Below are 20,702 nucleotides of genomic sequence, written 5' to 3' on the forward strand. Positions count from 1 at the left end.
AGTTGGTATCCTGTTTTTTAATGAGGTTGCTAGAATTCTAAATATCAGGTTGAGCGCAGTCGAAACCTCTCGTTTCCTCCCAGATTTTAATTTCTACCCTAAAACAATTCCAACTGTTGCGAAGGGGCTTCGGTTTCAACTTCCTTTTGGCCATGAAAAAGTTCCATCATGCCAAATTGTTTGTCCGTTATCTGCATAATACACACCTTGCCTTTTTTGGGAAGATTGTTTTTTGTTCGCCTGATGTGTACACTACTATTCTCTCTACTGGCACAAAAACGCATATAAATACTGAATTGAAACATAGCAAACCCATCATCCAACAAGTTTTTCCGAAAACGGGAAGCCACTTTGCGTTCTGTTTTTGTTTCGGTTGGTAAGTCAAAAAATACAAGTACCCACATACTGCGATATTGGTTTAATCTTGAAAAATTGCTTTGGTCAATCATTTACGAAGTATTTATCAAAAATTGCGGATATAGAATTTTGCGACTACCTCCTTTAAAGCAATCGTGTAAACTGTTGGTGGTTCTGCTTACCGCAGTCATCAACGGACTCCATTTATCGTCTATAAATACATCAAGTGCGGGAATGGTTAACAGCTGTGATTTTATAGCTGTAGTAAGCTCTTCAACATTTGCACCCGTCTCCAAAATCTCATACACTACCGCATCTACATAAATTCGGTAAGGCTCCATAATATCATCGGCTAAACAAAAGGCGTTATACTTATTTCGGTGAAAAATACCAACTGACGGCAACATACCACTACTTACCAGTGCTCGTGCCACCACAGCTCTTAGAATTGCATACCCATAATTCAATAAGTTGTTTGGCGCGATACCTTTCTGGTTGCGGGAAAACTCTGGCACTAAATCCGTGTAAATATTTTGAAAATAGTATGCTGCTGCAAAGGCTTCATGATTTTCGCTATCGCCACTTTTTACTTCGCTCGCCCAGCGCTTTAGTTTTAATTCGCTTTTACTTCGTCCTTTTAAATGCGCCGCTTGGTTTTCAATTTTGGCTTGTACAGTCTGCTGCCATAAGTTCTTTTTGAGTGGCAGACTGGCGTCCAGTTGGTAGCGAATGCGCTCGGTTTGCTCTGTATGTCCCACAAGTGGTTGTAAAAGTGAGCAGGGAAGGTGTTGCTTGTCGCAAGTAATCACGGCAGTTTTATTTTGAACCAACTTCATCAATAGTCCGTTGGTGATTGTAATCTGTGGATCCTCCAAAACAATATACCCTAAATCCTCTATGGGGATCGTCACTTCCGCCTTCTCTTCCGCAGGAAATTTTACCACCAATTGTTCGTTTCGGGTGCTTAAGTAGGCAGGATTACCAAAAAATAAAGTACGTTTGATCATTATGCTATGCTTTGGATATATTACCGAGTCTGTCTACCTGAAGCTTAAACATAAAAATCTTTTCGTCTGTAAACTCCACTTTGTTAAGTTGTGTAAATTCAACTTTATTATAAATTGGTTTGGCTGAATAAAATGGCACAACATACAGTCTAGTATTTGTAAAACTTACGACTTTATAAATCCTATTAACCTGTTCTTGATTTAAGTTATTAAAATCGATTGCATTTATGTTTGTGAGCTCTTCATCTGTTGGCACGTAAACTAAGTCATTAGGTGTGAGGGTAAATAAAAACTCACCCTTTTTGTTATTAGGCTGTATTGGTAAACGTTCACTTTTTGGTAAATGTGCCACTTGCTTTTGGTGAGCAATAACTTCATTTAGCGGTATGGTTTCGTAATTTCTTTTTTGCTTTTTACCATCCCAATACACAGCAAAAAAGAGGTTGGTGCCCTTTGCAGCTTCTACGTATTTCTTGTTCTTCGCTGAATTTTCATTTTCGGATATAGAAAACTTACTTCCTACTTCAAAAAACTTAATTTTACGTATGGGTTGGTGATTTTTACCATAATTTAAAGCGACAATATTTTTGTTTAAATCTTCGATTCCTTCATCGCTAAAGGCGATATCAAAATTAATTTTTCCTTTTTCGTCTACATATTTTTTTAGGTGGTTAGGTAAAATAACTTCCCTTATTTGCGGGTCGGTTATTTTCGCCAAATGCTTTTCGTTTTTAATATCTGCCAAAGAACCTCTTACCGCAGTTGCTATTTTGCCTTTAGGCGTTTCAATATTGTATTTGCCTGAGACCGTTTCTTTGTGCATTGCTTTGCGAATTGCCCAATTATCACCTTTAGTTTGTTTGCGAAGTTTCTTAACTGGTTTACCGCTTTTATCCAAGTTGAGTTTGCCATTTTCATCTTTATAAGACCAAAATTTATTGTTGGCTTTATTAATAACACGCAAGTTTTGCTTAAAACTAACGACTGTTTTCTCCAACTGATTTTTAGCCTCAGTTGTAAATCCTTGCCACGGCATTTGGAAGGCTTTTGTGTAATCTCCTTGTTCGTTTACGATAAGTAATTTATTACGCAAACTATAATTTTCTTTTTCAGCGTTTAAAGCACTTAGATAATGACCATGATTTCGCGTACAACACGCCACCACCAAGGCGTCTAAAACGTGATGGCGATGGTCTATACGTTTTTTGCTAAAGCCTTTTAGCAAGTCGTCAGGTACAGTAGGTATGGTATTGCCGTTGGTGTTGGTTGTTGTAAAATCATTGGTTTGTGTCAACTGATTTAAACGTTCAAACCGAGGTAAAATAAGTTCGTTCCATTTATCGTTTAAGCCCCAATCGTTTTTAAGTTTAGAGGATACAGAACCCGTTACAGGAATCAAGTTTTTTGAAGTGGCTTCTTGCTCGCCTTCATCGCGAACAATATTGCTCAATAAACCTTTTATCAATTTACTAATATAACGACTGTCGTTCAATTGTCTATTGATAAACCCTTCCGGGATATCTTCACTCAATAGATTTTTAAGCTTTTGGCGGTTGTTTTTGAAATATTGGGCAACGTGGGCTTCGTATTCCGCAAGACTTAATAATTTATGACCATTGATAACACTACCACTTTTGTCTTTTAAATATTCAAATGCTGTTTTGTTGTCTTTGTCTTCATTTACGGCACTTTCACAAATAATTTTATTACTCAATGAGTTGTCAAAATAGCGCGACTGCGGTATAATATGTTCTATTTGATATTCGTGTGTAAACAGTTTGGATAATGGAATAGGTTTACCTGTATATGGCGAAATATAGCCTTGCTCTAGCCACAAGCGATAACGCTGAATTTCCTTTTGCGTTGGACTATTGCTTCGTCTAATTTTAGCAATTTCATCTTCGCTAACTTTTGAATAATCTACTTTTGGGTTTTGATAAACACCTTCTTCATATATTTTTAATAAATCCTGTTGACTAGGCGAATAATCTCTAACATCTCCCTGAATAGAAGCATCATTCATTAATTCTTTTAAAACTTCTCTAATGCGATGGTTGGTATTTTCATTTTCGGTATTTCGTTTTGAAATTTGTTCTCGTTTTCCTGCTGGATTTTTCATTTCACGACCTAATTCAACGTGTATTTCATTGAAAAAATTAGGTTTGCTTTTACCGTGGTGTTTCCATATATCGCGTACAACCCGCAATGTTTCGGTAACCACTTGCTCTACTATAGGATTGCGAAGGGAATGTTGTTTAAAGTTTTTAAGATATGTATCTATATCTTCGGGTGATTTCCAGTTTTGGATATCGCCAACCTCCGAGTGCCTACCATAAACCAAATAAGTAGCTTGGTAGGTGTTTAGCCCCTTTAATGGGTTTTTATATTTAAACGGAATGAAACTTTTTATAAGTTGTTTTTTTACATCATCATCACTAACATCTACCAAAGCTTCTGCCAACTCCTTAGCGCTGTAACCTTCTTTTAAGTTAATCGCATTAACCCGTTCCATAATTTCAGAAACACGTTTTTTTACGATATCTGAAATATCATTTTCGTTCCAATATTTACCTCTACGCATTAAAGGCAATAATTTGTTTAATGCTTTTTTAGAGTAGCTGCCATATTCGCTTTTAAAAGGTGGGAATTTGATGAAATTATCTACAAATGATTCTTTATTTATATTGTGTTTTAAGGCGAACTTTTCTAAAGCAGATTTGTATTCGTTAATATCTGATACCGAATAAATAATATGCCACAATTGTTCAATTCTAGATACAAAAGGGCTGTTGTCTTTATTGCCTAGCTGTGTTTTTTTATCTAAAAACGTATTAATGTCGTCAATGCCTTCAACCTTTGTTAAGCGGGAAATAAATTGCGCTTTGGTTTCAGCAAAAGGATACTTTTTATCTTCAACATAATTCCATCGGTAATAATCTTTTTCAGTTTTATTGATTAGTTTCTTCTCTATAAAATATTTTATAAACTGACTCTGGTCTAGTTCTTTCTTATGTTGTAAAAAGTCGTATAAATCTACCCAGCTTTCTTCGTTAGGTAATAATTGCTTAGTAGCATCGGTAAGCTCGCCTTTATCTGTATCTACTTTATTATAGACTTTTAAATTTTGCAACCACTGCCAAGTTCTAAACTCTTGAAATAGAGGATGTGACTTCGGTATTGCTTTTACAGCTTGGTTAACTTTTTCTTTTTTTCCGGTCTCCTTATTGGTTTTTAAATAAATCTGATGCTCAAATTGACATCCAGAAATGTTTGATTTTTGACTTTTAAGCGGACGTTGATAAAAAATAATATCGTCCATCAACAAATAAAGAAAATCGCGGTTTTTTATGGCGTTTTGGTGAGCTTCATTTCTCGGGTATAATTCCTTAATGCAAGCTTCATATAAATTGGTAGTAAAAAGTTGAGGTTGAAGTTCAATTTGCTTGGTCAATATTTTTTCTAATTCTTCTTTGTAAAATTTACGTTCGATGGTTTTTACAAGTTTCCCTCTTATTTTCTGGGTAGGATTATCAATTAAAGCTTCATAAATAAATTCACCAACTGTTTTGTTAGAGCGCTCAATATCTTGTTCAGTTTTTGCTTTTATGGCAGCCCAATCTTTTTCAGAATCAACTGCTTTATAAGTTCTTTTTATATCTCCGTTTTTTAGTGTTTTTGTAGTTACTATAAATTCTTTTGTTCTATCTATCCAATCTTCGGTTTTGACCACTTGTTTATCATACTTCCAGCCATTTTCAAAAATCACATCAAACAATGGCTTTCCTTTTACGAATTCGCCAGAATCAATAACTTCTCTTACTTTAAGCTGAACAAATTGTTTGGTTTTATCGTCGTCAATTTCTTCTCCACGCAACTGATAATACCCTCGCTTTTGGTTAAAATTTAGAATAATCCAGGCCAACTCTTGTTTAGTCAATGGTTGTGAAAGAGCTTTTTTGCGTAAATAATAAAGTGTCCAATCATAAGGTATTTTCGTTTCCTTTCCATTGGACTTTATATAGAATAAATCGGGTTGTGAATTTTTAAACTCAACAAGCATTTCATGATATGAAGATTTAAAAATAAACTCGTACTTCCCATTCGCATTAGGTTTATAGTTGAGATTTATTTCTTTACCATCCTTAAATTGTCCCAAACGTTTTTTAAAATCGATGTGTTCAGCATAATGTTCAGGTAAAAAACCAAGTATATTCAATACGCGATGCAAACGTTCTCTACGTAAATTATCACGTTGGTATAAACGCCTAACACCACGATAACCAGTTCTTTCAGCTGTTTTCGAATGTGACTGCCCTGCATCAAATTTCCCTAAAATATCCGCACTCATTGGTATAATACGAACGCCCATATCGTTAATTTCACCTTCTTTTGTTCCGAAGTTGTGCTTTATTAAAGCCCACCCAATCGAGTTGGTACCCAAATCCAATCCTAAAACTCTTTTCATAATAATAATTGTAATGTTAACAAAAGCTAAACATATTAAATATTTTTAAGAATTCTTTACGGGAAACCACATTGTGTGTTAAAAACATTATGCTTATATTTGTTTTACAATTCTAAAGTAATTCACAATAAGGATTATTCCGTTGTGAAAACATTTAAGCCGCCTCACCTTCTAATGTGGGGCATTTTTTTTATGTTTCACGACCTCCAAAACATAATATATAAAGGCGTAGGCTTAAATATTTGATGGTATTGACTTCAAGCAATTATCTCTATGAGTAAAACATCAGCCAAAAATAGTAACCCATAGAGCTGCACCATTTAAAAAATAGTTGAACCTCCATTAATGTGCTTTTGCTTATTTTAGATTATCTATCTTTAAAGGAAATAACAGACTACCACAAATGCAATCAACAACCGAGATTATTGAACAGTCACTCAACTTGTATTACCATAGGTTTTTACAAATACTACCGCGTATTGCTTTGGCGGTTTTAGTTATTATTTTAGGGGTACTACTTGCTCAATTGCTTACAAATATTTACAAGCGCAGATTCCAACAAAAATCTGAAGACCCGTTAATGGCTAAGTTTTTGGCACAGGCCATTAAAATTATTTTGATAATTATGGCTATCATGGTCGCTTTACAGGTGGCTGGCTTGGATGGTATTGCCACGGGACTTTTAACAGCCGTTGGTGGAGGTGCAATTATTCTTGGTTTTGCCTTTCAAGATATTGGTAAGAATTTTTTAGCAGGAATAATTCTCGCCTTCAACAGACCGTTTAGCATCAACGATACCATAAAGATTGACGATATATTTGGAAAGGTTAAAGAGCTTAGTTTTCGATATTCACACATTAAAACTTTTGACGGTCGCGATATTTATATCCCAAATAGCGATGTTCTTACCAAGCCAGTTGAAAATTACACAGCAGATGGTTTCTTTAGAGTCGATTTTATAGTAGGGATCGGTTATGAAGACAATATTTCGGAAGCAAAAAAAGTAATTCAGGAAATCCTTGATAGGAATACTGAAATAGTTCGCGATATCGACCACGAAAATTTTGTTATTGAAGATGAATTGGCGGCGAGCACGGTGAATCTGAAAGTGTTTTTTTGGGTGGATACCAAAGATTACCGCAGGGCTTCAAGAGTCTTGCGAGGCCTCGTAATTAGGGAAGTGAAAGAGGTGTTGTTGGATAAAGGATTCAACCTGCCAGCAGATATTAAGGAAATTAAAATCTACGGCTCTGAAGATGCAATTCCGTTAAAATTTAAAAATGCCCCTGAGTTTCCCAAAACCAACGAAGAATGAACACTCAGATTTCTTTGGCTTTTAGGAAGATTTATACTGAAAAAGATCTAGCAATAAAAGTTATGGTATGGATTTAGGTTCTGGTGAATGATGAACCCAAATTACCCTGCCGATATTTCCTAATATTCTGGTCAATTCCTAGACGACGCTTCAGGATGATTAAGGGCAGTTGATTAAGGGCAGTTGATGCAGGGCATGCCCTGTATCAACTTAGACTATTATTTTTAATTTACCAGCTCATCTCCTCAAACGGGACAACCGTATTAAAACCCTTATTCTTAAAATACGCCATATCTTGAGCGGTTCCTGTAACTAATACAAAATCGCCTCCCCAAGCGCCAAGACTTTTAACAGCATTTGGATAATCGTGAAAAAGTTGTGACTTAATGGTGGGTATTTGAATGGTTTTGGAAATGATTTTCTCGTGTAGGTTTATCAGTTTTTCAAATTCGGTAAGTGAAGCGCATTGTACAAGCTGATTGCTAATAACAGATATTTTTTGAATTGTAGTGTTGGAAACTTCAGTATTTCGGTAATGTGAAATGCCTTGTTTACTGTCTTGCTTCTTGTTTAAATGTACAAAATGCAAGGAGTCTTTAAACTTCCACGAGAGTTTTGTTTGCTCGGTTTTTGGAGTGCTATCTTTAATTTGGTATAAAATTGGGGAGTTGTTTTGCGCGGCGGCAATGTCGTATCCGCTACCTCCAAAACTCTTATTGAGCAGTGTAAACCCGTCCACTTTTGCCCATTGCGCAATGTTATTAATTAGGGTAGAGGAGGTGCCAAGACCCCAGTTTCGAGGGAAGTCTAATGTAGTTTTAACTTTTAGCCCTCTGTTGGTTTTTAGAAAATCGGGATTCAAATTTCTAGCTTCACGAAGAATTTTCGATAAGGTAATTGCATATTTATTATCTGGGTTTGATGGTGTAAAGTCCTCTAAAGTGAAAGATTCTTCAAACCAAGCCAATCCTAGTTCATCGAGGCTTGTCCATTGCAGTTCATCCTGTTCCAAAACTTCAATATGAAGCGATTGTCCATATTTTGTAGGAATTGCAAGCGCAATCGCCCCATCAAGCACAACGTATTCGCCCGTGAGTAATAGTTTTCCGTTACTGTGGAAGGATTTGTTCATTTTGTATAGGCTATCTATTTACCACAGCGGCACAGAGGGCACAAGGAGTGGAGTCAAATATTATTTAAAAGAAAGTGCTCGCAATGCCACTATAATTTTTAAATTTCGTTAATCGTCTTCGCATCAATGTTTATAAAATCACGCCAATTCTTATTACTTTATTCTTACCCATCCACAATTAAAACGTGCATTTTTATTTTTCTCTAATCTCTAATCTCTAATCTCTAATCTCTAATCTCTAATCTCTAATTTTCTCCAAAAACCCCACCACCGCACTGAACGACACCGCATTTTCTTTAAAGTGTTCTATTGCCTTCTCTTTTTCAGCTTTTGTAGCATTTAATTGGTTTAAGATGTTCATTAAATGCATTTTCATATGCCCTTTTTGAATTCCAGTAGTTACTAATGATCGGATTGCAGCAAAGTTTTGAGCCAGTCCAGCAACGGCTATAATTTGCATCAGTTGTTTTGCATTTGGTTTTTGCAGAATTTCAAAAGCGAGTTTTGTCAAGGGGTGAAGTGACGTTAAACCGCCAACTGTGCCTATTGCTAAAGGCAGTTCAATCCAAAAAGTAAAAACATCGTTCTCTATTTTTGCGTGCGTAAGACTTCCGTAATAACTGTTTCTTGAAGCATAGGCGTGAACACCAGCTTCAACGGCGCGGAAATCATTACCAGTAGCTAATACCACAGCATCAACGCCGTTCATTATTCCTTTGTTGTGGGTTACGGCACGTCGCGTTTCCGTTTTTGCTATTTCAATGGCGCGTACAAATTTTTCTGCAAAATACCTTCCTTCGTGCTGTTTCGTGGTTAGCTCGTCTACCTTACAGCTCACTGTTGCACGAACCAAGCATTCGGGTACGTAGTTGGAGAGAATGCTCATTACAACCTCAGGATAGGTTGCCGCTTGTTTAAAGGGTTCGAAGTTTTTTGCTTCTTCCTCAAAAGTTTGGGCTATTTGCTCTAAACAGCTATTAATAAAATTGGCACCCATGGCATCCAGTGTTTCAAACGTGGCATGTATATAGAAATACCCGTCCAAAATATTTGATTTGTCAACTAATGAAAGCTCTAAAAGTCCGCCGCCACGCGCTTTCATATTTTTTTCAATCGACTGTATGCTAGTGCGAAGTTTGGGTTTTATTGCTTCAAAAAAATCTTCAATATCTTTTTCTTTTCCGAAGAAATTGAAATGTATCTGTCCGTTTTTTTCAGTGGAAACCACTTCGGCTTTAAAACCGCCACGTTCCATCCAGAATTTAGCAGCATTGCTAGCCGCCGCCACCACCGAACTTTCTTCAGTAACCATTGGCAGTACGCGCATTTCGCCATTTATTAGAAAATTGGGTGCTATACCAAAGGGTAGGTAATAATTGCTAAGTGTGTTTTCAATAAAGTCGTCGTGAAGTTGCTGTAATGAAGCATCTTCATTCCAGTAACTCTCTAGAATTTTAATGGAGTCTGGACTATTTTGCAGAAAGTTTGCCGCCAGCCATTCAATTTTTTCAGTTTTAGATTTTTTGGAAAATCCAGAAACAGCTCGATTCATGGAAGTATTTAAATATGAAATGCAAATATAGGATTTCGGGAGGGTTTCTTAGAAGTCATTTGTAAAAAGAAAAGGCAACTAAAACCCTAAATGGGTATTCAGTTGCCTTTTAAATGAGGGTTAAAGGAAGTCTCTATTTGAATTACTGTTTTTAAAACAGTAACCGAGCTCGAACTTCTCTTTACGCCTCGGGTTTCTGTGCGCCTTTTGTCGGGGAGGGACGCACAGTAAATTTCTTTCTGCGTGGTCTAAGCTTGCCGTAACTACTTATGCTTATTTTACCGCGCTTCGTTTTTTTATCTCCTTTTCCCATTATTTTTTATTTTGTTGCTTTTTAATTGTTTTCTCATCAATATCAAACTTATTTGTCTTCTGGCTGGTGTTACCAGTTGGATTAGTAGGATTTTTTTGTTCTACTTTTCGTTCAAATTTCTTTTCCATGATTTCCTCTTTTTAATAATTTGTATTACCAAAGTAGGTAAATGAATCTAGAAAATATATTAAATTCTTCCTAAATATTGGTTAAAGTGAGTTTACAGGCACTACGTAAAAGTAGAGCTAAAATTTTTATTGTCAGCTTTTTATCCAGTTTTTGATGATTTCTTTTCCGTTTGGGGTAAGCACACTTTCTGGATGAAACTGTACGCCACAAATATTAAAAACTTTGTGCCGAAGCGACATGATGTGACCTTCCTCATCTACCGAAGTAATATCTAAATCAGTTGGCAATGTATTTTTAGATACAATCCAACTATGGTATCTACCAATTGTTATTTGTTTTTGCAATCCATTAAAAAGAGGTTCATTTGGAGAAATTATTATAGCGTTCGTTGCAACACCGTGATAAACAGTGCTTAAATTTTCTATTTTTCCACCAAAGACTTCGGCAATGGCTTGATGACCTAAACATACTCCTAGAATAGGTTTAGTGGCTGCATATTCTTTAATTACTTGTTTCAATAATCCAGCGTCATCTGGAATTCCTGGGCCAGGGGAGAGTACAATTTTATCAAAATACTTTATGTCTTCTAATTCAAATTGATCGTTTCGCAATACTGTAACCTTACAATCTATTTCTTCTAAATAATGCACCAGATTGTACACAAAACTGTCATAATTATCAATGACCACTATTTTGATTTGTTTGGGATTGTTCTCTAGCATCCGTTTGCTTAGCTGATGGTTGTTGTTTTTCTAATTCTATTTAAAATGAAGCAGATTGTTTATGTGTTCAAATATACTTGGTATTTGTTATTCTTAAGTTCTTTTTTTAAAATTTGCCTATCGTGCAACATCTTTCGTTTATTTGAGCATTAGCGTCCGAGGAGAGAAACAAGTCCCGCCCGTACCGCCCGCCTTTACGTATTCATTCGCGCAGGAAAGGCCCGTTTGGGCGGCCCGCTGTTCTGCTAGTACCAAGCCTGCCAGTCGTCGAGTCGGGAGCCAAGACTTAAAAAGTAAATTATTGTAAAAGAAGATTTTTAGATTATAAATCAGATTGCATATTAATATTATGGATTTGTTTCTAAATAAGATGAAAAAGTAAGGCCATTAGTAAGCTAAATAACCTTAAGTCTTTATTGGTCTGGCTTTGATAAGACAATATGTTTTAATCAAACAACAGTGCTATGTAGTATAAGTAAGTTTAATAATAACTTTCTTGTGCACTGAGTATTTCACCTGTGCTCTATTCCGAGCAACATCGACGCGCTAGCGCTAAATGTAAACTTAGTTTAAATGCTTTAAGTATCGCAAAACTATATTGTTATAAGTACGCTTTTATCATTACTGGGTTTAAGATACTTGAAACTTCAGTATGATTTCCTATTTTTGCACCTAAAATCAACAATTTAGATGGAAAATATAACCCAAGAGAAATGGCGTGAATTATTGGAAAAAGATGACAATGCGGTTATTCTTGACGTGCGCACACAAGGAGAAGTTGCAGAAGGTATTATCCCAGGTGCAGTTGTAATGGATATTCAGAATACATCTGAATTCTATGCAAAAGCACAAAAACTGGATCCTTCAAAAAATTATTACGTTTATTGCCGGTCTGGAGGAAGAAGTGGTCAAGCGTGTATGCTATTCGATTCTCTAGGGATTAAAAATTCTTATAATTTGATTGGAGGGATGATGACTTGGAACGGAGAAATAAAAAAATAAAAATTATGTTTAAGAGAAGTTTATTTTCTGTAATTGCAATTTCGGTTTTACTATTCTTCACGGCTTGTAAAGATGTTAGTTCTGCTCAGGGAATTGAAGTTATTTCGCCCCAAGAAGTGAAAGAAGCTGTTTATGATAACGGAGAAAGACAATTGGTCGACGTACGAACCATAGAAGAGTTTAGAGAGGGTCACCTTAATAATGCCCAAAATATTTGTGTTACCGATGCCGATTTTGAAGAGAATATTTTAAAATTGGATAAGGATAAACCAATCTATTTATACTGTCGAAGTGGTAAAAGAAGTGCTCGTGCTGCCAAAATGTTAAAAGATTTAGGCTTTAAAGAAATTTACGACATGGAGGGTGGTTATCTTAATTGGGAGCGTCAGGATTTTGAAACTGTACAATAATTTTCCCAAAATCATTAACTATTTATTTGTTTCTAGGTTAAAGTATAGCTAAAAGCTTTATACTTTGTATCTTAACTTCGGTTCTCACACTATCTTTGCTTGTAATTTAATTTTATGAGTATGGAAGAAAGAGAGGATAAGATTAGGAAGGAGATCCAAAAACTAATTAAGGAGAGTTGTGCTTTTGATAAAGTGCCTAGCTTGGAATTTCAAAAGTTTCATCGTGCTTTACTAAGATTTTCTTTTGATGCCTTGAGTGTAGAGTTGAATTACGAGGATAAAATAATTTCAGTGCGAAATTCAAAACCTTCAAATTCAAAATCGTTAGAAATTGGCGATTTTGAAGGCGCGATCTTACAAAACGTAAATTATACTGATCTAGAAGAAACCCTTTCGGGTTGTGTATCGGTTGGAGCTTATAATGAATGCTTTTTTAGACATTTGTTAAATGATTTGGATAGGCTTCGAGACGATGAGGAAATAAAAATAGCTTAGTTTTTCTTGATGAACTATCCTTTTTAATTTAACTTATTTCCAGTTATCCACTAAATGACTACTATATTGTATGTATCACAATAATTGTGGTTATGAGAATTAGTGTTTAGACTAGTGAACCCAAAAGATGTCACCAGAAAAGTTATTGGGACTATTATCTTTTATTAAAATTTTGTAACTTCACATAATGGCTTGTTTTTACTGCTGATTTCTACACATTTAAAAAGTAGCCAACTTTTCCTAAAAACATGTACAACCTTTATAAAAAACATGTACAACTTTTATTCAAAAGTTGTACATGTTTTTCATGAATCTCCCTATTAATTTACTCAACTTATCAAGAAGTTGTACCAATTTAATAGGGATGTTTAAAATATTGTTCGGTTTATTATCAGATTATGTCCCTACGAGGCGTTTCCTCAATTGTTTTTTTACTTGCCGGGATTGTGTCCGTTTCGGTAGACGGTATGCCGTTAGTAATTAAATATAGGTAAGAAAGTTCTCTAAAAAAGAAGAGCGGCTCCTTTCGGAACCGCTCTTTTAAAATTACTGTCTTGTAAAGACTGTGTTGTTAGTCTAAAACAAGGTATTCTAATTCTTACTCTTTAATCAATCTGTAGGTGTTAGAATCCCCACCGTGTTTAAGAGTTACAAGGTAAACACCAGAAGCTACATTGTCGCCCATTGGTATAGTTACCGTGTTTGCACGACAATCAATTGTTTGTTCAAAGATGTTTCTTCCTGTCAGGTCGCTAATGCTAACTGCTAATTGCTCCCCGTTTAATTTTGGTGCATTGATGTAGAATGTATCTCCATTCAATGGGTTAGGGAATAGGCGTATACCTGCAAGTAGGCTGTTGTCATCAACACCTAAACGTTGCTCTGTTCTAATTGAGAAACGGTCGGTAGCAATGCTCAACGCATCGTTAGCGTCAACCCTAAAGCTGTACGTGTTTTCTCCAGCTTCTAACAACATACTTGTACCTGTGAAGTGATCATCTAGGTAAAGGAAGCTACCCTCCAAACCATCAACAGTCAATTTCAAAGTATAGTCATTTGCTTGATATCCTGCACTGTATAGCGGATATACCTCAGCTGATTCTGGCAGCGCTCTTCTTTCAATACTTAAGAAAGTTCCGTTAAGATCCCTTCCTAGGTTTTCGTAGAAGTTCATAGGCTTAACAGCGTCTGCAAGCGTTAGACGGTTATCGTTACCTTCTCCAAACAAGATTCTAAAGCTGTCATGTTCTGCACCGTGATTGTTGAAGTTTTCAGTTGTAAATAACTGAACAGTCAACATATCGTTCTCCATCATCGGGCTAGCATTGGTCGAAGTAAAGTTACCTGGCGCTTTATCGCTTTCGTTGAAAATGATAGTCGCAGGACCAGTTACCTGAACTTGAGCTGCCTGTCCTGGCTGCAAGTATTGGTTTGCAGTAGATCCGCTAGTTCCGCTTGGTAAGTCTACAGTAACATAAGATCCGTAGGTTCCTAAGCTTGGGTCATAAACATATAGGAAGTTGCTGTTCACGTTAGTTGAACTAGCAAACACACTGTTTACATCCACGGCACTCTGGTAAGGGTTACCAAACATCACAAAGTTACCTGCAGTTGCTGAAGCAAAATTCTGAGTGTTGGTTCCTGTTACCAATGCACCTGTAGCACGAAGCACAGTTTCGCTAGATACGTTGTCAGTAGGATCGGTTAAATCAATACTTCTATCGCCTCGAACAAATAATAAATAAGCATCACCGGCAGTAAGTGTATTTACATCAGTATTAGCAATTGCTTGGAACTGTTGTGTTGATACATCTACTGTAAACATAGACGCGTTACCTGTTGCTGTAGCATCGAAACCATTTTGACCAGTTGTGCTACCAGTAATGTGCGTTCCAAAGCCTGGGCTTGGGTTATCTGTACTGTTTGCAGCACCTTCTTGCCAGTTATCGTGGATAGAAGTTGTTGTAGTAACTGCACTACTTACCATTCTGTATGAACGTTTGTTTTGTGCATAACGCTGTACTGTTGCGTTACCTGTAATGGTTGAAGTACCGTTTACTGCGGCAAGCTCTCCGTTTCCAGTAGCTGTGCTTACGAATACAAGGTCACCATCAATAGTAAGGTCGCCATTAAAAGTCAACACGCTTTCTACATTTAAAGTAGCGCCACTCATAACAGTGATATTGTTAACTTCTATATCTGCAGTAAAGCTTGTTACACCATCCACTACCGTAATGTCATCAGTGGCAGTTGCATTGGTGTTTGGATCACTAGGTGACCAAGCGCCGTTATTGTATACAAAGCCTGGAACTGCATTGATGATTACTGTGTAATCTTCAAATTCACCATACGAGAAACCAGTTTCACAAGGATCAACATCCCCTGAGAGAGAAAGCCAATGACTCACTATTCGCATTCGTGTTTGTCCTGTAGCTGCATCAAACGGGATGGTAAAACTACCTACATGAGCAGTATTATAACCTGAACTCTGGTAGGCTACTTCTTCTATAGTATCAAATGCACCATCTTGGTTCCAGTCAACCCAGATTCTAAATCCAGCACTTCCTCCAACAATGCCAGAGGTAAAGTTAAGTTCATCACCAGCATTTGCTTCAAGAGTCATAGCTGTAAAATCCCCATATCCTCCAGTAGAAAATCCACTGCCAAGGTTGGAAATATTTTGAATTCCATCAGTGGTAGCAAAGTTATCGATGAAACGCGCTGAATTTGTTCCTTCAGGTATACAATAACATGCGGTTGCATCTGGATTTATACTTACCGAAATTATAGCAGAATCATCTGTATCTCCGTTGATACACTCTACGTGGTAACGATAGTCTGTTGCTGTGTCAATTCCAGAGTCGATATTGATTGTTGAAGACGCTACATCTAAATCAGTCCACGTACCTGCTCCTGCTGGAGATGATTGCCAAGTGCGAGTCAATCCGTCTGCAGGTTCTGAATTACCTGTAACAGACATGCTGAAAGGTGCCAATGCACATACTTCCATTGTTGTGCTGCCTACAACTGTTCCAGCAATTGCTTCCGTACAAGTTGCTAGTTGAACAATTTCGATGGTATAGTCCTCAAACTCTCCACTACCGGTGTGACCACAAGCATTAGCTGGACCCGTACTTGGTGTGTATGAAGACCCAATTCTCATTCTATAACTTCCAGCAGCTGCTGGCATAGTGATAGAACCTGAGTGGCTTCCGCTATAGCTGCTTGTTTGATAAACCAATTCTGTTGTTTCATCAAACATAAGGTCGTTGTTCCAATCTATCCAGATTTTCAAACCTGTTGTTCCAGATGCAATAGTAACACTATACGTAATGTCGCTTTCTGGTGTTACCATCACAGTTTGAGTACTAAAGTCGCTATAACCGCTTCCGTCTAAACCTGGACCTGAATCAAGGTTGCTAATGTCTTGTCCTAAATCACCTGTTATGGTAACGCTTCCAATATGACCCAAATCTGAAGTTGTAGTTGGAATACAATATCCTGTGTAAATACCTAAAGGTCCAACCCAGTCACTTGTTCCATCTGATTCGCAATCAGATTGTACGTATACATCATATTCAGTCTCAGCTGTTAAACCAGTTATTTGGTAATTAGTAACAGAAGTAATAGCTGTTGCTATTTCATTAACATCACCAGGAGTATATCCAGGAGTACCCCAAGAAATATTCCAGCTTGATTCAGTATTTCCAGCCGTCCAATCAATATCTACTGTCGTTTCGGTTACGCCTGTTGCAACAAGCGCTGTTGGCTCAAAACAAGATGGTACTTGCTCCCAGCTCACATCATCCCAATAATGGCTAGTGCCATTGGCTGCACTTTTAATACCCAATCTTGCTCCAGCAGGAACCGTGTTAGGAATGACCACTGTGTATTCCGAATTTGAAGCATAGCTAGTATTGGTAATAGTAACATCTTCAATTAATGTAAAACTATTGTAGTCACTTACATCAGTAACATATCCTACCGAAAGGGTACCAGTTCCTGAACCTACTCTTGCTTTAAGCTTCAACCAATGAGTTCCGGCATTAACATTAGAAAACAATGGTAATGCAACAATTACAGAGTTCGAAGTAGAAGAAGTATACTGATAAATATTTCGATTTCCTGAAGCAGGAGAAGTTGAAGATATGGACTGACTACCTGCAGAGGTAGCTGGCACCATTCTTTCCCAACAATCAGGAACAATATTTCCTGTAGCGTATGAATCGAAATTTTCAAACATTGCGGCTACTGCGCCACATGCTGTCTTAAAAGTAATAGGTCCTGCCCACGAACTTGTACTACCACCAATCCCAACACCACATTTGGCTCTCGCGTAAAACTGATAGGAAGTGTTTGCTGTGAGACCTGTCAAGGTCGCACCTGTAGCGTTTCCAGGAACCATAGTGCCCTCTGTACTTGGGTCAAAACCTGGAGTGCCATATTTAACATCATAAGCACTTGTAGATGCTTGGTCTGTCCAAGAAACATCTGCTGTTGTTGTAGTTACAGCATCAACCATTAAGTCCAATGGTGCAGGGCAGGTAGGAATTTCAAGGCTAATATTATCAATGGCTGCTGGAGGCTGTGCCCCGCCACTAGAATCATTTCTCCATTCAAATACAAGTCGCATTGTCTGTCCGGCAAAAGTACTTAAGTCAAGAGTAGTATTTTGGTATGTTGTCCAGCCACTTCCTAGGTTAAAATCAGATCCAACTTTAATCCTATCGGCTGCAGCTGTTATTTGTGAACCAGCAGTTGGCGAAAAAGATGTAGGAACCATCCAAACTCGTAAGTAGTCATATTTATAGGTTGTACCTTCACCTGTAGCCTGCCAATCGAAACTGAATTCCGCAGAAGTGGCATCGGAAGGGATTGAAATATCTCTATAAGCTTGGGTTACACTGCTAGCATTTGTCGTGTATGCATTGGTAGTGCCATTATCATTCGAAATGTAGATGGAGCTTCCAGGATTACCTGCCGCCGTTCCGTAAGCCCATTTGTTGGTTTGTGTTCCATTTACAAATGAGAACTGGTTAGTGGAAAAGTCATCTAAATAAGGAAGAACTGCAGGAATCTGAGTGGTCGTAAAAGAGACTGGTCCTACCCAATCACTTACATCGCCACCGCAATTAGCCTGAATATAGACATCATAGCGAGTGCTCGCTGTCAATCCAGTAATCTGATAAGTGGTTGTACCAACCGACGCAGTACCAAGGTCTCCATCACCCGGAGTGTACCCAGGCGTTCCCCAAGAAATATTCCAAGCAGTTTCTGTGTCTCCAGCTGTCCATGAAACATCTGCAGTTGTTGCGGCTATAGCATCAGCAGTCAAAGCTAATGGACTTAAACAAGAAGGAGGTGTGCCTACCTCTAATTGTAATGTGTTTACTGTTAAATACCATCCAGTTGCCGCAGGTGGGGCGTTGGGATCAGCATTTACAGGGTCGCTAGTATGAAGTAATGTACGGCCAACTTCTGAAGGATCATTAAAGGCTCCGAAGGCAGCTGTACAATTATAACCACTTACATTTTCATCTATTGCAATAACCAAATTGCTGGTGCCATCCCACATAAATCCGGGATTTAATGTGATTTCCATCCAATTTCCAGCAGCAGGTATATTAAGAGCTCCGGAGAATACTTGGGTTAATTCAGACCCTGCAACCCAATCGGTAGCGCTAGTAAATTCAGTCTTGGTTGTATTAGCCATATAAACGGTCCAGTTGTTCCAGTTGGCTGTAGAGGTAGGTGCTGTTTGATAATAAAACCGTATTTTGCTAATATAATTGCCTCCTCCGTCTGTGGCAACATCCAATTCATCAGCAAAATATAATTGCTGGGAGTAATTAAAATTGTTACAAGAGTTTATTGGCAAATTCGCAGCAAGTTCTAACTCGCCAATTTGACCAGGAGTAGGCCCCATAAACGTATAAGTAGTCCAACTACTAAAGCCATTTAAGCCACAATTGGAACGAACGTGAACGTAATTGTTTACGCTTTGATAAAGAGCAACTCCCGATACAGAAGTAGCTGAAGTACTTGTTCCAGAAGCAGGTGGAGTACTAGAAGTTGTAAGTGCATATTCATAACCATTAGAAGGTGCTGGTGAACTAGCGGTCCAACTAATAGTAGCTGCAGTTAGCGACGTTATAGTAGCCGCCACATTTGTTACTGCAAGACACGTCGGAATAGAAACATTCACCGTATAGTCTTCTGCCTGTCCATAGTCATAATCTCCACAAGGATCTTCTGGCTCATCCCCAGGCTCATAATAGTAATCCTTTATGACTCGCATACGGGTATTTCCGGCTAAAGCAGTAGGCGGCACGGCGATGACCCCTGTAAGTGATATATTATCAGTCCCAGTAGAACCAACAATATATCCTAATTGATACATCTCACCTGCATCGTCCAAGATACCATTTTGGTTCCAGTCAATAAACACAGTATAAAAATTTCCATAGGGACCATCAGCGTTACCTTTTAAGGTAATACTCGGAGAATCCCCTACCGAAATCTCAGCAGGAGTAAGACTGGTGAAATCCTCATATCCAGGTGAGCTTGTAGATGCACTTGAGGTATTGTTGATACCTGCAAAAACCACAGAGGTAATTGGCTCAACACCATAACCACCCATAGAGGGTGTACAATAACTTTGCGCCTGTCCTTGCCATGAGAGGGAAATCATAAATAGCGCTAAAAGAAAAAATACAGTTTTTTTCATAATTCATTCATTTTGGTTAATAATTTAAGAGTTAGTTACTGTAAAATAGGTGTGTGTTTGTTTAAAAATTTCTTTGGTTTTATGAACCTTACTAAAACCAGCCTCTTTTTAAACAAACACAATTGCTATTTTAACGCAATTTAAACAAATTTTATGGTCTAAATCAAATATTTTTTATTTATACGAAAAGAGAAATGTCAAAATTACCGCAAACTTCTGAATATAAGATAGTTGGGATTTTTCTTTGGTTTTTGAGACTATTTTATTTATTGAACTCGAAATGCCAATTTAGCAAGTGTAACGTTATTTTTATGAAATTATGTTAAAAATAAGAAGCGGCTCCATTAGGAACCGCTTTTGGATCTTTTAACTGTTTTGTTAAATATTGTTGATGTAAGTCTATAATTTTTATGACTAAACCATCATTTTTTTATCAATCTATAGGTGCTAGATTCACCTTTGTGGGTTAGCGTTACGAGATATACACCAACAGCAAGATTTGTGCTTATTTTTACAGATATCGTATTGGCGATAGATTCCAAATTTTGCGCATAAATATTCCTTCCTGTCAGGTCACTAATGCTAACAGATAATTGCTCCCCGTTTAGTTTTGGTGCATTGATGTAGAATGTATCTCCATTCAATGGGTTCGGGAACAATCTGATGCCAACCAATAAACTGTTGTCATCAACTCCTAAACGTTGCGCTGTTCTAATTGAGAAACGGTCGGTTGCAATGCTCAACGCATCGTTAGGGTCAACCCTAAAGCTGTACGAGTTTTCTCCAGCTTCTAACAACATACTTGTACCAGTGAAGTGATCATCTAAGTACAAGAAATTAGCTTCCAAACCTTCAACAATAACCTTCAAAGTGTAATCAGATTTAGTATAACCTATTGAGTACATTGGGTACACCTCAGCAGCTTGTGGCAACGCCCTTTGCTCGATGCTTAAGTAGGTTCCGTTTAGGTCCCTTCCTAGATTTTCGTAGAAGTTCATAGGCTTCACTGCATCGGCAGGGGTTAATCCGTTGTCATTTCCTTCAGCAAATATAATTCCGAAGCTATCGTGTACGGG

14 protein-coding genes are annotated in these 20,702 nt (G+C 37.5%); 4 read left to right on the forward strand and 10 right to left on the reverse strand.

Translation table 11 applies throughout. The annotated features are described in order from the left end of the window. Positions 1–98: 98 nt before the first annotated feature. Genes cas2 through cas9 form a run of 3 tightly spaced genes read right to left on the reverse strand, consistent with a single transcriptional unit; the run spans position 99 to position 5,829 of the window. Positions 99–449, reverse strand: a complete 351-nt coding sequence (gene cas2, locus BLW28_RS13325) for a CRISPR-associated endonuclease Cas2 (RefSeq protein ID WP_177165895.1) — start codon at positions 447–449, stop codon at positions 99–101. Beyond that, the gene (gene cas1, locus BLW28_RS13330; RefSeq protein ID WP_073221827.1) at positions 450–1,364 is read right to left on the reverse strand and encodes a type II CRISPR-associated endonuclease Cas1; all 915 of its coding nucleotides are present in this window, start codon (positions 1,362–1,364) and stop codon (positions 450–452) included. A gap of 4 nt (positions 1,365–1,368) precedes the next feature. Next, the gene (cas9, locus tag BLW28_RS13335) at positions 1,369–5,829 is read right to left on the reverse strand and encodes a type II CRISPR RNA-guided endonuclease Cas9 (RefSeq protein WP_073221830.1); all 4,461 of its coding nucleotides are present in this window, start codon (positions 5,827–5,829) and stop codon (positions 1,369–1,371) included. Between the two features lie 403 nt (positions 5,830–6,232). Between cas9 and BLW28_RS13340 the strand changes: the two genes are divergently transcribed. Next, entirely contained in the window at positions 6,233–7,144 is a 912-nt protein-coding gene (locus BLW28_RS13340) for a mechanosensitive ion channel family protein (RefSeq protein ID WP_073221833.1), read from the forward strand. 229 nt (positions 7,145–7,373) lie between these two features. On the opposite strand, the gene BLW28_RS13345 is transcribed toward BLW28_RS13340, so the two are convergent. The 5 genes from BLW28_RS13345 to BLW28_RS13360 form a co-directional block, all read right to left on the reverse strand. After that, entirely contained in the window at positions 7,374–8,276 is a 903-nt protein-coding gene (locus BLW28_RS13345) for a GYDIA family GHMP kinase (protein ID WP_073221836.1), read from the reverse strand. A 238-nt stretch (positions 8,277–8,514) separates the two neighbouring features. After that, positions 8,515–9,828 (reverse strand): hydroxymethylglutaryl-CoA reductase, degradative, encoded by a 1,314-nt coding sequence (locus BLW28_RS13350; RefSeq protein ID WP_073221839.1) that lies wholly within the window; start codon positions 9,826–9,828, stop codon positions 8,515–8,517. Between the two features lie 181 nt (positions 9,829–10,009). Further along, positions 10,010–10,141, reverse strand: a complete 132-nt coding sequence (locus BLW28_RS13355) for a 30S ribosomal protein THX (protein ID WP_073221841.1) — start codon at positions 10,139–10,141, stop codon at positions 10,010–10,012. Continuing rightward, entirely contained in the window at positions 10,141–10,269 is a 129-nt protein-coding gene (locus BLW28_RS16075; protein ID WP_262481121.1) for a hypothetical protein, read from the reverse strand. Before BLW28_RS16075 ends, BLW28_RS13355 begins: the two co-directional genes overlap by 1 nt. A 132-nt stretch (positions 10,270–10,401) precedes the next feature. Then, positions 10,402–10,992, reverse strand: a complete 591-nt coding sequence (locus tag BLW28_RS13360) for an anthranilate synthase component II (RefSeq protein WP_073221844.1) — start codon at positions 10,990–10,992, stop codon at positions 10,402–10,404. Between the two features lie 690 nt (positions 10,993–11,682). On the opposite strand from BLW28_RS13360, the gene BLW28_RS13365 reads away from it, so the two are divergent. The 3 genes from BLW28_RS13365 to BLW28_RS13375 all read left to right on the forward strand — a co-directional run bounded on the left by BLW28_RS13365 (position 11,683) and on the right by BLW28_RS13375 (position 12,899). Further along, positions 11,683–11,994: a rhodanese-like domain-containing protein gene (locus BLW28_RS13365; RefSeq protein WP_073221847.1), complete on the forward strand. Its 312-nt coding sequence runs from the start codon at positions 11,683–11,685 to the stop codon at positions 11,992–11,994. Between the two features lie 5 nt (positions 11,995–11,999). Next, the gene (locus BLW28_RS13370; protein ID WP_073221857.1) at positions 12,000–12,404 is read left to right on the forward strand and encodes a rhodanese-like domain-containing protein; all 405 of its coding nucleotides are present in this window, start codon (positions 12,000–12,002) and stop codon (positions 12,402–12,404) included. Positions 12,405–12,524: 120 nt separating this feature from the next. Beyond that, entirely contained in the window at positions 12,525–12,899 is a 375-nt protein-coding gene (locus tag BLW28_RS13375) for a hypothetical protein (RefSeq protein ID WP_073221849.1), read from the forward strand. A 598-nt stretch (positions 12,900–13,497) separates the two neighbouring features. On the opposite strand, the gene BLW28_RS13380 is transcribed toward BLW28_RS13375, so the two are convergent. Then, a complete protein-coding gene (locus BLW28_RS13380; protein WP_073221852.1) occupies positions 13,498–19,626 on the reverse strand; it encodes a GEVED domain-containing protein in 6,129 nt (2,042 codons plus the stop codon). A 422-nt stretch (positions 19,627–20,048) separates the two neighbouring features. After that, positions 20,049–20,702 (reverse strand): T9SS type A sorting domain-containing protein (locus BLW28_RS13385; protein ID WP_143036892.1); only part of this gene is annotated, 654 nt, incomplete at its 5' end.

This window comes from Aequorivita viscosa (genome assembly GCF_900106795.1).
Classification (GTDB): Bacteria; Bacteroidota; Bacteroidia; order Flavobacteriales; family Flavobacteriaceae; genus Aequorivita; species Aequorivita viscosa.